Genomic DNA, 13,239 nt, shown 5'->3' with positions numbered 1-13,239 from the left:
CCACTTGGGGGGGTGGGGCCCGGGCCTGAGGCCATGCGCGTTAACCCAGCTCCTACACCAGCCATTTACCGGCTAGTTCATTGCGATGCGCCCGATCACCGACTTGGCATCGATATCACGACCCGGTTGTTCACTCACCTCAAGTACGCCGGCACAGGGTGCCAAGACTGAAGTTTCCATTTTCATCGCTTCCATGACCGCGATGACCTGCCCGGCTTCGACGGCAGTGCCGTTCTCGACCACCCAGGCATGCAGGTTACCTGCAACCGGCGCGAGTACCGCACGTGGATCAACGGCTTGCTGAACGACCTCATCCTGGCTGGCACTGCCCGCCGCATTGACGCTCACCCCGCGCAACAGCGCGGCGGGCAAGCCCAGATCATGGCGCTTGCCGTCGATTTCGATGAAGGTGCGCACCACCCCTGCATCGGCGCCAGCCGCCGGCCGCGGGGCGATGCTGATCTGGCTGGCGAAGTCTGTTTCAATCCAGCGGGTATGCACCGCAAAGGTCTGCGGCGCCGTGAAGTCATGGTGATCCATGACCGCCTGATGGAACGGCAGCACAGTGGCCACACCCTCCACCTTGAACTCGGCCAGGGCACGCCGGGCGCGCTGGATGGCTTGTTCACGGGTCGCACCGGTAACGATCAGCTTGGCAATCATCGAGTCGAAATTCGGCGACACCCGCGAGCCTTCGCCAACCCCCGTGTCGAGACGTACCCCCGGCCCCGATGGCGCCTGGAAGCGCTCGATGGCGCCCGGCGTCGGCAGGAAACCGTTACCGGCGTCCTCGGCGTTGATCCGAAACTCGAAGCTGTGCCCGCGCGGCGTTGGCGTGCCTTCGAACGACAGCGGCAGGCCATCGGCAACCCGCAACTGCTCGATGACCAGATCGATACCGCTGGTTTCTTCCGTAACCGGATGCTCCACCTGCAAGCGAGTGTTGACCTCCAGGAACGACAGGGTGCCGTCGGCGCTGAGCAGAAACTCCACGGTGCCAGCACCGACATAGCCGGCCTCGGCACAAATGCGCTGCGCCGAATCGTGAATGCGCTGACGCAGCCCGGCATCCAGATAAGGCGCCGGCGCTTCTTCGATCAGTTTCTGGTTGCGCCGCTGCAGCGAGCAATCGCGGGTGCCGACCACCACCACACGGCCATGCCGGTCAGCAATGATCTGCGCCTCGATGTGCCGCGGACGATCCAGGAAACGCTCGACGAAGCACTCACCGCGACCGAACGCCGCCGTGGCTTCACGCACCGCCGACTCGTACAGTTCACGCACCTCTTCAAGCTGCCAAGCGACTTTCAGACCACGACCACCGCCGCCGAACGCCGCCTTGATGGCGATCGGCAGACCGTGCTGCTCGGCGAAGGCGACCACCTCACTGGCGTCAGCCACCGGGTTCTCGGTACCGGCCACCAGTGGCGCGCCGACTCTCAGGGCAATCCGGCGGGCCTCGACTTTGTCGCCCAACGCGTCGATGGTCGCAGGGTCCGGGCCGATCCAGGTCAGGCCAGCGTCGATCACGGCGCGAGCGAAGTCCGCCCGTTCCGACAGGAAGCCATAGCCCGGGTGAACGGCATCGGCACCGGCGCGGGCGGCAATCGCCAGCAGCTTGTCGATGCACAGGTAGGTGTCGGTGGAGCGTTCACCTTCCAGGGCATAAGCCTCATCGGCCAGGCGCACATGCAAGGCATCAATATCGGCGTCGGCGTACACCGCCACCGAAGCGACACCGTAATCACGGCAGGCACGGGCAATGCGGACGGCGATTTCGCCACGGTTGGCAATCAGGACCTTTTTCATTTGTTCCGGGTCTCGTCTGAAGTAGCAGGAAGCACGTGTTCGAAAGCGCCCAGCGGGTTGAAGCGAATACGGGCATTGACCGGGATCTGGCCAGCCAGGTCCAGGTGGTAGGTGGCGACCGCGCCGATCACCGGGTAGCCGCCGGTCAGCGGATGGTCAGCGAGAAACAACACCGGCTGGCCACTGGGCGGGACCTGAATGGCGCCGACTGTGGTGCCCTCACTGGGCAGCTCGCCGCCCACCGCCCGTTCCAGGGTCTGCTCGCCGGCCAGGCGAATGCCGATGCGGTTCGACTGCGGCGTGACCTGCCAGGTTTGTTCGGCCAGCAGTTCCAGCGCGGCCGGGGTGAACCAGTCGCTGCGTGGCCCCATGACCACATCCAGGGTGATGAGCTGGTCACGGCGCGGCATGGCGAAGGCCGGTTGCTCGTCCAGCGACACCGCCAGACCACCCGGCGTGCGCTCGAAGCCCAGCCGATCGCCAGCCGCCAGCGCTGCCGGCCCGACATGCGCCAGGGTATCGGTAGACAGGCTGCCAAGTACCAGTGTCACGCTGAAGCCGCCCCGGATGGCCAGGTAGTTGCGCAAGCCGGCACTGGGCGAGCCGATGCTGACCTGATCGCCGTCCTGCAAGGCAAAGGGCTTGTAGAGCGCCGGGCGCAACAACTGGCCGTCGGCGCTGCGCAGCTCGACCTCGACCTCGGCCCCGGTTATCGCAACCAACGCCTGGCCATGGCAGGTGAAGTTCAGGCCGCCCATGAGGATTTCCAGGCAAGCCGTGGATGGCTCGTTGCCGACCGCACGGTTGGCCGCGCGCAGCGCACCGCGATCCATGGCGCCGGAGGCGGAAACACCCTCGCCGGCCCGGCCGGGTCGGCCAAGATCCTGCAGCAGGGTCTGCAGACCCGGCGTAACAATTTCCAGGCAATCGCCACTGACCGCCGCCGCAGGCTGACGCTCGGCCACAGCGACCGACACACGTTCCGGCGGCAAGGGACCAGCGTCGCAGAAACGCACCCGGTAACCCGGTTTGAGCAGCGACGGTTCATCGCGCTGCAGGTCCCACATTTTCAGGCCGGTAACGCCGATGATCTGCCAGCCGCCCGGGCTGGCTTGCGGGTAGATACCGCTGAAGCCGCCGGCCAGCGCCACGGCACCGGCCGGAATGCGGGTACGCGGCGTGCTGCGGCGCGGCACCACAAAACCCGCGCCACCGCTCAGGTAGGCAAACCCTGGCGCAAACCCGCAGAAGGCCACGTTGTAATCGTTGCCGGTATGGCGCTGGATGACTTCTTCGACACTGATCCCCAGTTCTGCAGCGACATCGGCCAGGTCTTCACCGTTGTAATGCACCGGGATCTCGACCAGCCGCCCGGCCTGGCGCGCCGGGCCGTGAATATCGCGCGAGGCGATCTGCGCGGCCAGTACCTCGCGGCGGATGCTGCCGGGACGAAATTGCACCAGCAGGGTCCGGGCAGCCGGGACGATTTCCGTTACCCCTGCGATCGGCTGCTGCTGCAGCGAATCGAACAGGGCAAGGGTCTCGTCCAGGTTTGCCAATTCAACCAGGATCGCATCCAGGTTGACCGGATAGAAACGCATGAGCCTCTCCTATACGTGGTAATGGCTGTCAGGCACATCGGTGATAAACATATGGCCTGGCGCGTGGGTAATGGCAAAGGGTACGCGAGATGCCATGACCACGGCTTGCGGCGTCACACCACAGGCCCAGAATACCGGGATCTCACCGGGCCGGATCGACACCGCATCGCCGAAATCAGGTTGTGAAACGTCTTCGATACCCAGCAGGGCCGGCTCGCCCACATGCACCGGCGCGCCGTGTACTGCTGGGTAGCGAGCGGTGATCTTCGCCGCTTCCGCCACCCGGCTGGCCGGGACAGGACGCATCGACACGACCATTTCGCCTTGCAGGCGACCGGCTGGCCGACACTGGCGGTTGGTACGATACATCGGCACGTTGCAGCCTTCGCTGATGTGGCGTACGTCGATACCGGCTTCGAGCAGGTCGGTCTCGAAGGTAAAACTGCAACCGATCAGGAAGCTCACCAGGTCGGTGTGCTGTGCCCACAACTCGGTGGCATCGGGCAACTCCTGAGCCAGGCGGCCATCGCGCCAGACCCGGTACAGCGGCAGGTCGGTACGCAGGTCAGCCTGCTCGGCCAGCACGGTGCTGTAGCTGCCCGGCTCAGTCACGTCGAGGATCGGGCAGGCCTGCGGGTTGCGTTGGGCGAACAGCAGAAAATCATAAGCCCATTCACGCGGCAGCGAGATCATGTTGGCCTGGGTCAGGCCCGGCGCCTGGCCTGCGGTGGGTGCAATCTCTCCGCCACGGTAGCGGGCACGGGCGGCGACGGCAGACTGACGGGCTTGTTGCAATGCGTTCATGATGATTGGCCTTGGCTGAATGCACGAATGGTCACGCCCGCATGCTGCAGGCAGTCTTTGAGTGTACGGGCGATGGTCAGCGCATCGTGACTGTCACCGTGAACACAGATCGAATCGGCCTGGAGGGCGATGGTGCTGCCATCCTCGGCCTCGATGACACCTTCGTTGACCAGGCGCAGCATGCGCTGGGCGATCAGTTCGGCATCATGCAGCACGGCACCAGGCTTGGCGCGTGACACCAGCGTACCCTCGGCGGTGTAGGCGCGGTCGGCAAAGGCCTCGGACACGCATGCCAGACCTGCTTGCTGCGCCCAGTCGAGCAGCGGCGAGTTGGCCAGGCACACCAGCTTGAGCGCCGGATCGAGGCGTACCAGCGCATCGATGACTGCCGACGCCTGGCGCCGGTCATGAGCAATGGTGTTGTACAGCGCGCCATGAGGTTTCACGTAGCTCACCTGTGCGCCAACACTGCGCGCCAACCCTTGCAGCGCGCCGATCTGGTAGATCACATCGGCGGTCAGCTCGGTCGAGGGCACATCCATGTTGCGCCGGCCGAAACCGACCAGGTCGGGATAGGCCACATGGGCACCGATGGCCACCCCCTTGTCAGCCGCAGCCTTGAGGGTCCGCAGAATGCCGGCCGGGTCACCGGCATGAAAACCACAGGCGACGTTGGCGCTGCTGACCACTTCAAGGATCGCAGCATCGTCGCCCATGCTCCAGGCGCCGAAGCTTTCACCCAGGTCACTGTTGAGATCGATCGCTCGCATTTTCTGTTCTCCGCTTGAATCAGGCCGCGCCGATGAAGGCAAAGATCGCCCGGGCCGACTTGAAGGCCATGAACCACGACAGCAGGCAGGTCAGCACACCCAGCACCAGCAACCAGCGTGGGTAGTGGTAGCCACCCATGAGGTCGGAACGGCGCCAGCCGACATACATGAAGATACTCAGGCCCAGCGGCAGGATCAGACCGTTGAAACCACCGGCGAACACCAGCAGCGCGGCTGGCGGCTTGCCCAGGATCATGTAGGCGATCAGGGCGATGATGATGAAACCGACGGTGGCCAGGTTACGGGCCCGCTCGGTGATCTTCTTGGAAAATACGGTGATGAACGACATCGAGGTGTAAGAGGCACCGATCATGCTGCTGATACCGGCAGCCCACAGCACCAGACCGAACATCATCATGCCGACCTGGCCGGCGGCGGCACCGAAGGCCTGGCCTGCCGGGTTGGCGCCCTTGCCGGACACGTCGATGACCACGCCACTGGCCACGACACCCAGAATCGCCAGGAACAGCACGTAGCGGGCAATACCGGTCACCAGGATGCCGCTCAGCGCAGCCTTGGAGACCGCGTCGATGTTTTCCACACCCACGGTGCCACGGTCGAGCAGACGGTGCGCACCGGCATAGGTGATGTAGCCACCCACAGTGCCGCCCACAATGGTGGTGATTGAGGCAAAGTCGATGAAGTCAGGCCATACCGACTGGCGCAAAGCCTCACCCAGCGGCGGATGGGAAGCGAATGCCGCAAACAGGATCAGGGAAATCTTCAGCACGCCCAGCACGATCATGATCCGGTCCATCGCCACCCCGGCGCGATGCGACGAGAAGATCGCAATGGCCAGCAGCGCACTGCCCGCACCACCCCAGATGGGGTCAATGCCGGTCATGGCGTTCAGGCCCAGGCCGGCACCGGCCATGTTGCCCAGGCTGAACACCAGCCCGCCGAAAATCACCAGCACCGCCAGCACATAGCCACTGCCGGGAATCGCAGCGTTGGCCAGGTCAGAAGCGCGCATGCGGGTCAGGGTAACGATCCGCCAGACGTTCAGTTGGACCACGAAGTCGATGAGGATCGAGGCCAGGATGCCAAACGCGAATGCGGCTCCGAGGGTCGCGGTGAAGGTGGCGGTCTGGGTCAGGAAACCCGGGCCGATGGCAGAGGTTGCCATCATGAACATCGCGGCGATCAGTGATGAGCGGCGCGCTTTGGAAAACTCACTAGCGGTCTGTGTCACGGCAGCATTCCTACGGTGGGAGTTGTTTTTCCCTGAGCAATGAGCATGCCAATGATCAGACAAACGGCCAACAATGTAGATATAGACGCGATTCTTTGTTGAACAATCCTTAGCGGATAGCCATATCAAGTGCACCAGATTGTTACCCTTCAACTCAGCAATGCTACTTAATGAAGCACGTTGTGGCCTTGCTCCTTGCCAGTGCCTGAGCTCTCAGGGAATATCAGCGCAGCTTTTTCTATTCTGGATCCCTTATGAACCACGCCTCACCTCCACAGCCACGGACGCTTGGAGAATCCATCACCCAGGAAATGCGCAGAATGCTGGTCGAAGGCGAACTGGTCCCCGGCCAGCGCCTGTCGGAAGCCGCGCTGGCCGAGAGCCTGCAGATTTCGCGCAACACCCTGCGCGAAGCGTTCCGGGTGCTGACTCAAGAGGGCCTGCTCAAGCACGAGCCCAATCGTGGCGTGACCGTCGCGGTGCCCGACATGGCCTCGATCATCGACATCTACCGGGTGCGTCGTTTCATTGAATGCAAGGCCATCGCCCAGGGTTACCCACAGCACCCCGGTGCCCGGCACATGCGCGAGGCGGTCGAAGCCGGCATGCGCGCCCGTGAGGCCAAGGACTGGACGGCGGTCGGTACGGCCAACATGATGTTTCACCGGGCCATCGTCGAAATGGCCGACAGCCCGCGTCTGGTGACCTTCTACGGGCAGATTTCAGCCGAGCTGCGGCTGGCTTTCGGCCTGTTGAAAAACCCCGAATTTCTGCACTTCCCGTATGTCGATATGAATGCCGCGATTCTCGAACGTCTCGAAGCAGGCCAGGCCGAAGAAGCCACGCGGATGCTCGAAGCCTATCTGGTGCAGTCTGAACGCACCGTACTGGCAGCCTACGAGCGCAGCATGACCCGCTAGGGTAGCGCTGACTCCCCCACCCTTCGCTGGAGGCGACAGCCTGTGAAAGCCCTCGACGAACTCGACTTCGACAACCGCTTCGCCCGCCTGGGCGATGCGTTTTCCACTTCGGTGTTACCCGAGCCGATTGATGAACCGCGCCTGGTAGTCGCCAGCGACGCGGCCCTGGCACTGCTGGACCTCGACCCGGCCCAGGCCCAGACGCCGCTGTTTTGCGAGGTGTTCAGCGGCCACAAACTATGGGCTGAGGCCGACCCGCGGGCGATGGTCTACTCCGGGCATCAGTTCGGCGGTTACACCCCACGCCTGGGCGATGGCCGCGGCCTGCTGCTGGGGGAAGTGCGTAATGACGCTGGAGAGCATTGGGACCTGCACCTCAAGGGCGCCGGGCAGACACCGTTCTCGCGGATGGGCGATGGCCGCGCGGTGCTGCGCTCATCGATCCGCGAGTTTCTGGCCAGCGAAGCACTGCACGCTCTGGGCATCCCCAGCAGCCGTGCCGCCTGCGTGATTGGCTCCAGCACCCCGGTATGGCGCGAACGCAAGGAAAGCGCCGCCATGGTCCTGCGCCTGGCGCAAAGCCATGTGCGCTTTGGCAGCTTCGAATACCTGTACTACACCAAGCAGCCTGAACAGCTCAAAGAGCTCGGCGAATACGTGCTGGCCCAGCATTACCCGCATTGCCTGCACCAACCCGAGCCCTGGCTGGCGATGTTCTGCGAAATCGTCGAGCGCAATGCCGAACTGATCGCCAAGTGGCAGGCCTACGGCTTCTGTCATGGGGTGATGAACACCGACAACATGTCAATCCTGGGCATCACCTTCGACTTCGGGCCATACGCCTTTCTCGATGACTTCGACCAGAATTTCATCTGCAACCATTCCGACCACGAAGGCCGCTACTCCTTCAGCAACCAGGTGCCCATCGCCCAGTGGAACCTCAGTGCGCTGGCCCAGGCGCTGACGCCGTTCATCAGTGTTGAAGCGCTGCGCGAGACCATCGGCCTGTTCCTGCCGTTGTACCAGGCGCACTACCTGGACCTGATGCGCCGCCGCCTGGGCCTGACCAGCGCCGAGGACGACGACGCCGAACTGATTGCCCAACTGCTGCAACTGATGCAAACCGGCGGCGTCGACTACCACCTGTTTTTCCGCCGCCTGGGCGACGCGCCAGCCGCTGACGCGCTGCGTACCCTGCGCGATGACTTCATTGACCTCAAGGGTTTCGATGCCTGGGGCGAACGCCTGCTGGCCCGTATCGCCCGCCAGGACGACGCCAGCCAGGCACAACGCCGCGAACGCATGCACGCGGTCAACCCGCTGTACGTGTTGCGCAATTACCTGGCGCAAAATGCGATCAGCGCCGCCGAGCAAGGCGACTACGAAGAAGTGCGGCGTTTACACCGGGTGTTGAGCGACCCGTTCAATGAACAGCCCGGCATGGCCGAATATGCCAAGCGACCACCGGATTGGGGCAAGCATCTGGAGATCAGCTGTTCTTCATAGCGGCGTTAGCCGCAATACTGTTCTGTTAAGCACCACAGCTCTCTGTGGGAGCGACCTTGGTCGCGAAAGGGCCAGGAAAGTCATGGCATCTGCTGCGAACGCGCCGCAGTCTTCGCGAGCAGAGCTCGCTCCCACTGGGTCCGCAGTGCTTATCTGGACAGTATTGGCTTTAGCCGGGAAGCCTTCGCGGCTAAAGCCTGCGAGAAGAGCGCCAAGCGCTTTTGCTGATTTTCCTGTAGGAACCGTCTCTAAACGCTTGGCCACGCTCCGCCGCAGGTGATTTCCCCCTAGCATCTGCTTCCCACTCCCAGCGTAAGGAAGCAGTGCCATGCCATTTGTAGTCAGGGAAGGTGATCTCACCACCAGCGGCGGTTTCGTGCTGGCCGCTTCGGCCAGCGAAGCCATTGATGTATACCGTATCGCACGCATGGGTGACCCGGTGTGGTGTCCGGCGTGCAAGGCGGTAGGTTATATCGCCGAAGGCAACCCGACCTGGGTCGACGGGCAGGTCGCCGTGGCAACCCACGGCCAATTGGTACGCTGCGGTTGCCGGGCCGGCAAGAACCGGCTCAAGGCCTCACAGCAACAGCACCGGGCCGATATGGAGGCGAGCATCACCATTCCCGATGACATGGCCGAAACCGCCCGGGCCAATGCCGAACGGATGACCCTGGAAATCAAGCAAGGCACCTTCACCCATAAGGTACTGCGCAACCTCAACGCCCGATGAAGCCGGCCCGTCGCTCAAGCCTGGGCATTGTTCTCCAGATAGTCATGAAGTTCGACAAACTGCTGGGTCAGCTTGTGACGCGGGTCCATGTGCACGAGCGGCCGGGCGACCTGATGCGACTCGCGCATCTTCACCGAGGCATTGAGGTACACCGGCAATACCGGCAATCCCTCACCAATCAGTTCGTCGAGCATCTGCTGCGGCAGGCTGGCCCGCGGCTGGAACTGGTTGACAATGATCCCCTCAAGCTCCAGATCCTCGTTATGGTCTTCCTTGAGTTCTTCAAGTTCCTTGATCAGCCCGTACAGCGCCTGGCGGGAGAAGCTGTCGCAGTCAAACGGGATCAGCACCTTGTCAGCTGCGATCAGCGCCGAGACCGCATAGAAGTTCAGCGCCGGCGGGGTATCGATGTAGATCCGCTCGTAGTCTCCATCGAGGCTGTCCAGCAATTTGCGCAGCTTGTTGATCTTGTGCTTGGCCTCAAGCTTGGGTTGCAGCTCGGCCAGTTCGGCGGTGGCGGTCACCACGTGCAGATTGTCGTAGGGCGTTTCATAGATATCGACTTGGTTCTTGCGGGCAAAGGGTCCGGAAGCCAGGGTCTGCTTGAAGAACTCGGCGATCCCCATGGGAATGTCGTCGCCGGTCAGGCCAGTGAGGTAATGAGTCGAGTTCGCCTGAGCATCAAGATCGATCAGAAGCGTCCGATACCCCTGATGGGCGCTCACCGCAGCCAGGTTGCAGGCGATGCTGGATTTACCCACGCCCCCCTTCTGATTGAACACCACGCGACGCATGCTTCGACCTCCCTGATTGGTAAAAACTGGAAACAGGCCAGTGTGGCCCGTGACTGTGGATGAGTCCAGGCAATCCCCGTGAATCGCGGTTGGAAGGGCCAGAACCCACTGAATCTGACAACCATATGACGACAAGATGACGCCCAGATGACAGCAAAGACCATTGCCACTGTCGTTAGTCGGAAACAGAGAAAGGGTACACAGATAATGTGTAACAAATTTGCTACGACGAACCCCCATCTGGATAATGCGCGCACTCGGTCAGTTGCCACGCCAGGGCCGGTGTCGTCCCGGAGGGCACGTCTAAAAACGACCGGCGTTGTCAGCGCTGCGTCAAAACAGCTGCGGAGTGCTCATTTACACCCTGTAGAGTCGAGCGCGACTCCGACCGCTTCTTGCCTGTTTTGGCCTTGCGCTAACGGCCTCACTTACGCTTTTAGCCGTACCCCGAAATCATCGAGACGTAAGCAGTAAGCCCGCAGGGGCGGGAAGAAAAAACCTTTGATCACCTTCAACATCGCACAATGGCGTGCCTGGGCACCTGGCCTGACCAGCGTCGAAGACTGGCAACACTGGAGCCGCGAGCCGGTCCTGCTGCCCGATAACGACGAAGTCCCGGACGTATCGTTCCTGCCTGCCATGCAGCGCCGACGCCTGGGCCGCATGGCAAGGATGGCCTTTGCCGTCGCCTGGCCGCTGGCCGAGGGCCATGAGCAACTGCCTCTGGTGTTTGTTTCTCGCCACGGAGAAACCCCACGCACGTTCGATATCCTGCGCGACCTGGCGGCCGGCGAGCCCTTGTCACCTACCCAGTTCAGCCTGTCAGTGCATAACGCGGTGATCGGCCTGTGGTCGATCATGCGTGGCTCTACCTGCGAGATGACCGCCCTGGCTGCGGCGGGCGACGGCCTTGAGCACGGCGTTTTCGAAGCTGCGACGCTGCTGGCCGAAGGTGCGCCTGCGGTGCTGCTGGTGGTCACTGAAGAACAACCGCCGCAGGCCTATGCCCAGTGGGTCGACGACGTGCCTTTTCCCTACGCGGTCGGCTTGCTGCTGACCCCGGGCCAGGACTGGCAGTTGTCCCTGCACAGCAATGATCAAGGTACGCCGCAACCTGACTGGCCCCATGCATTGAACCTGTTGCGCATGTTGCACACTAACCAACCCGCTTGTCGCCATCCATGGAAAAACCGCTTATGGAACTGGCAACACAATCATTGAACAAAGGCCGCGACTCCTACTGGTGGCGGCTGTCTGCCACGGCTATCAGCTTCGCCCTGTTCGGGATTGGCGGGTTGTGCCTGCGCGTGCTGATTTTCCCGTTGCTGGCCTGCCTGCCGGGCGACAAGGCCAGCCACCAGCGCCGCGCCAGACAGACCATTAGTCTGCTGTTCTGGCGCTTCATTCGCGTCATGGCGCGCATGGGCGTGCTGACCTACGACGTACAGGGTGCCGAAAACCTGGGGCGCCCCGGCCAGATGATTATCGCCAACCACCCCTCGTTGATCGACGTGGTATTCCTGATCGGCCTGGTGCGTGATGCCAACTGCGTGGTCAAGCGCGGCCTCTGGGACAACCCCTGTACCCGTGGGCCGGTGCGCCGTGCGGGCTACATCAGCAACGACGGCAGCATCGACATGCTTGATCTGGCGGTCAACAGCCTGCAATCAGGGCAATCGCTGGTCATCTTCCCTGAAGGCACCCGCACCACGCCGGGCCAACCGCCAGCGTTTCACCGGGGCGCCGCCGCCATTGCCTTGCGCGGCGCCCGGCTGATTACCCCGGTCACCATCAAGGTCAGCCCCACGACCCTGACCAAAGCCGAACCCTGGTACCGCATCCCGCAACGCCGCGTGCACTTCAGCCTGCGGGTGGGGACCGATATCGATCCGCAGCGTTTTACCGAGATGGGCCCGCCGCCGTTGGCGTCGCGCAAGCTCAACGACTACCTGCATGACTATTTCATCAAGGAGCTCGCCTCAGATGAGCGATCTGCACCGTGACATCAAACAACTGATCATCGACGCCCTGGGCCTTGAAGACATCAGCACCCACGACATTGGCAACGACCAGACCCTGTTCGGCGAAGGCCTGGGCCTGGACTCAGTCGATGCCCTGGAACTGGGTCTGGCCATCCAGAAGCGCTACGGCATCAAGATCGACGCCGAAGCCAAGGACACCCGCTCGCATTTCACCAGCGTCGACAGCCTCGCGGCCTTCGTCAGCGCCAGACAATCGGCCTGAGGACTGAGCATGCAAACCCGTGACGATATTTTCGAGACCCTGCGCAGCGCAATGGTCGAGCTGTTCGAAATCGAGCCCGAGCGCGTGACGCTGGAAGCCAACCTGTATCAGGACCTGGAAATCGACAGCATTGATGCCGTGGACCTGATCGACCACATCAAACGCAAGACCGGGAAAAAGATCGCCGCCGAGGAATTCAAGTCGGTACGCACGGTCAATGACGTGGTCGACGCGGTGTACCGGCTGGTCAACTCTGCCGCATGAAGCGGCTGATCGGCCTGCTGCTGGTGCTGATCGGTGTGCTCTATCCGTTTGTCGTGTACTTCGGCATAGAGCACTTCGCGCCCTGGCAGTTCGCGTTGCTGCTCGGTGGCCTGTGGCTGGCCAGGGTACTGACCGGCGAGCGACGCACCGCCAGCCTGGCGATGGCCGTGGTCGCGCTGAGCTTCTGTGCGTTGCTCGCGCTGCTCGACAGCCCGGTGCTGCTGCGCTGGTATCCGGTGCTGATCAGCGGCTTCATGCTTTGCCTGTTTGGCGCCAGCCTGATTCAGGGACCGCCGGTCGTTGAACGCCTGGCACGGTTGAGCGACCCGGATTTACCCGAGGTCGCCATTCGCTATACGCGGCAGGTGACGTGGGTATGGTGCGGTTTTTTTCTGTTCAACGGCCTGACCGCCACGGTCCTGACCCTTTGGGCACCGTTGCACTGGTGGGCGCTATGGACCGGACTGCTTTCTTACGGACTGATGGGCCTGCTGTTCGCAGGCGAATGGATTGTTCGTCGCCGAGTCAGAGGCGGCGCCTGAAAT

Annotated in this window: 14 protein-coding genes; 8 read left to right on the top strand and 6 right to left on the bottom strand. The window is 62.6% G+C overall.

Annotation, left to right across the window (positions count from 1 at the left end; all coding sequences use genetic code 11):
• Positions 1–72 precede the first annotated feature (72 nt).
• The 5 genes from NRB16_RS13340 to NRB16_RS13320 are packed head-to-tail and all read right to left on the bottom strand — an operon-like array spanning position 73 to position 6,236.
• Positions 73–1,809, bottom strand: coding sequence for a biotin carboxylase N-terminal domain-containing protein (locus NRB16_RS13340; protein WP_257106299.1), 1,737 nt, complete (start codon positions 1,807–1,809; stop codon positions 73–75).
• Positions 1,806–3,410, bottom strand: a complete 1,605-nt coding sequence (locus NRB16_RS13335) for a 5-oxoprolinase/urea amidolyase family protein (RefSeq protein WP_257106298.1) — start codon at positions 3,408–3,410, stop codon at positions 1,806–1,808. Before NRB16_RS13335 ends, NRB16_RS13340 begins: the two co-directional genes overlap by 4 nt.
• A 9-nt stretch (positions 3,411–3,419) precedes the next feature.
• Positions 3,420–4,214 carry a putative hydro-lyase gene (locus NRB16_RS13330; RefSeq protein ID WP_257106297.1) on the bottom strand — a complete coding sequence of 265 codons (795 nt, stop codon included), beginning with the start codon at positions 4,212–4,214 and terminating at the stop codon, positions 3,420–3,422.
• On the bottom strand, positions 4,211–4,984 hold the full coding sequence (locus NRB16_RS13325) for a LamB/YcsF family protein (RefSeq protein ID WP_045486619.1): 774 nt from the start codon (positions 4,982–4,984) through the stop codon (positions 4,211–4,213). The genes NRB16_RS13330 and NRB16_RS13325 overlap by 4 nt, the downstream gene beginning before the upstream one ends.
• Before the next feature lie 19 nt (positions 4,985–5,003).
• Positions 5,004–6,236 carry an NRAMP family divalent metal transporter gene (locus NRB16_RS13320; protein WP_045486615.1) on the bottom strand — a complete coding sequence of 411 codons (1,233 nt, stop codon included), beginning with the start codon at positions 6,234–6,236 and terminating at the stop codon, positions 5,004–5,006.
• Between the two features lie 254 nt (positions 6,237–6,490).
• Between NRB16_RS13320 and NRB16_RS13315 the strand changes: the two genes are divergently transcribed.
• From NRB16_RS13315 to NRB16_RS13305, 3 genes are all read left to right on the top strand, one after another.
• Positions 6,491–7,156, top strand: coding sequence for a GntR family transcriptional regulator (locus NRB16_RS13315; protein ID WP_084709937.1), 666 nt, complete (start codon positions 6,491–6,493; stop codon positions 7,154–7,156).
• 42 nt (positions 7,157–7,198) lie between these two features.
• Complete coding sequence (gene selO / locus NRB16_RS13310) at positions 7,199–8,662, top strand: protein adenylyltransferase SelO (RefSeq protein WP_257106296.1); 1,464 nt, start codon at positions 7,199–7,201, stop codon at positions 8,660–8,662.
• Positions 8,663–8,990: 328 nt separating this feature from the next.
• Entirely contained in the window at positions 8,991–9,392 is a 402-nt protein-coding gene (locus NRB16_RS13305; protein WP_253140286.1) for a PAAR domain-containing protein, read from the top strand.
• Between the two features lie 14 nt (positions 9,393–9,406).
• Here NRB16_RS13305 and NRB16_RS13300 read toward each other — a convergent pair whose 3' ends face one another.
• Positions 9,407–10,186 carry a ParA family protein gene (locus NRB16_RS13300; RefSeq protein WP_257106295.1) on the bottom strand — a complete coding sequence of 260 codons (780 nt, stop codon included), beginning with the start codon at positions 10,184–10,186 and terminating at the stop codon, positions 9,407–9,409.
• A 501-nt stretch (positions 10,187–10,687) separates the two neighbouring features.
• Here NRB16_RS13300 and NRB16_RS13295 point away from each other — a divergent pair.
• Genes NRB16_RS13295 through NRB16_RS13275 form a run of 5 tightly spaced genes read left to right on the top strand, consistent with a single transcriptional unit; the run spans position 10,688 to position 13,236 of the window.
• Complete coding sequence (locus NRB16_RS13295) at positions 10,688–11,407, top strand: beta-ketoacyl synthase chain length factor (protein WP_253140284.1); 720 nt, start codon at positions 10,688–10,690, stop codon at positions 11,405–11,407.
• A complete protein-coding gene (locus NRB16_RS13290) occupies positions 11,383–12,189 on the top strand; it encodes a 1-acyl-sn-glycerol-3-phosphate acyltransferase (RefSeq protein ID WP_257106294.1) in 807 nt (268 codons plus the stop codon). Before NRB16_RS13295 ends, NRB16_RS13290 begins: the two co-directional genes overlap by 25 nt.
• Entirely contained in the window at positions 12,170–12,430 is a 261-nt protein-coding gene (locus tag NRB16_RS13285; protein WP_045486595.1) for a phosphopantetheine-binding protein, read from the top strand. Before NRB16_RS13290 ends, NRB16_RS13285 begins: the two co-directional genes overlap by 20 nt.
• A gap of 9 nt (positions 12,431–12,439) precedes the next feature.
• Positions 12,440–12,694: an acyl carrier protein gene (locus NRB16_RS13280; protein ID WP_045486593.1), complete on the top strand. Its 255-nt coding sequence runs from the start codon at positions 12,440–12,442 to the stop codon at positions 12,692–12,694.
• The gene (locus NRB16_RS13275; protein ID WP_045486590.1) at positions 12,691–13,236 is read left to right on the top strand and encodes a membrane protein; all 546 of its coding nucleotides are present in this window, start codon (positions 12,691–12,693) and stop codon (positions 13,234–13,236) included. The genes NRB16_RS13280 and NRB16_RS13275 overlap by 4 nt, the downstream gene beginning before the upstream one ends.
• Positions 13,237–13,239: the final 3 nt, after the last annotated feature.

The sequence above is a fragment of the Pseudomonas sp. LJDD11 genome (genome assembly GCF_024584215.1).
GTDB lineage: Bacteria > Pseudomonadota > Gammaproteobacteria > Pseudomonadales > Pseudomonadaceae > Aquipseudomonas.
This window is presented reverse-complemented; position numbering and strand designations above follow the sequence as displayed.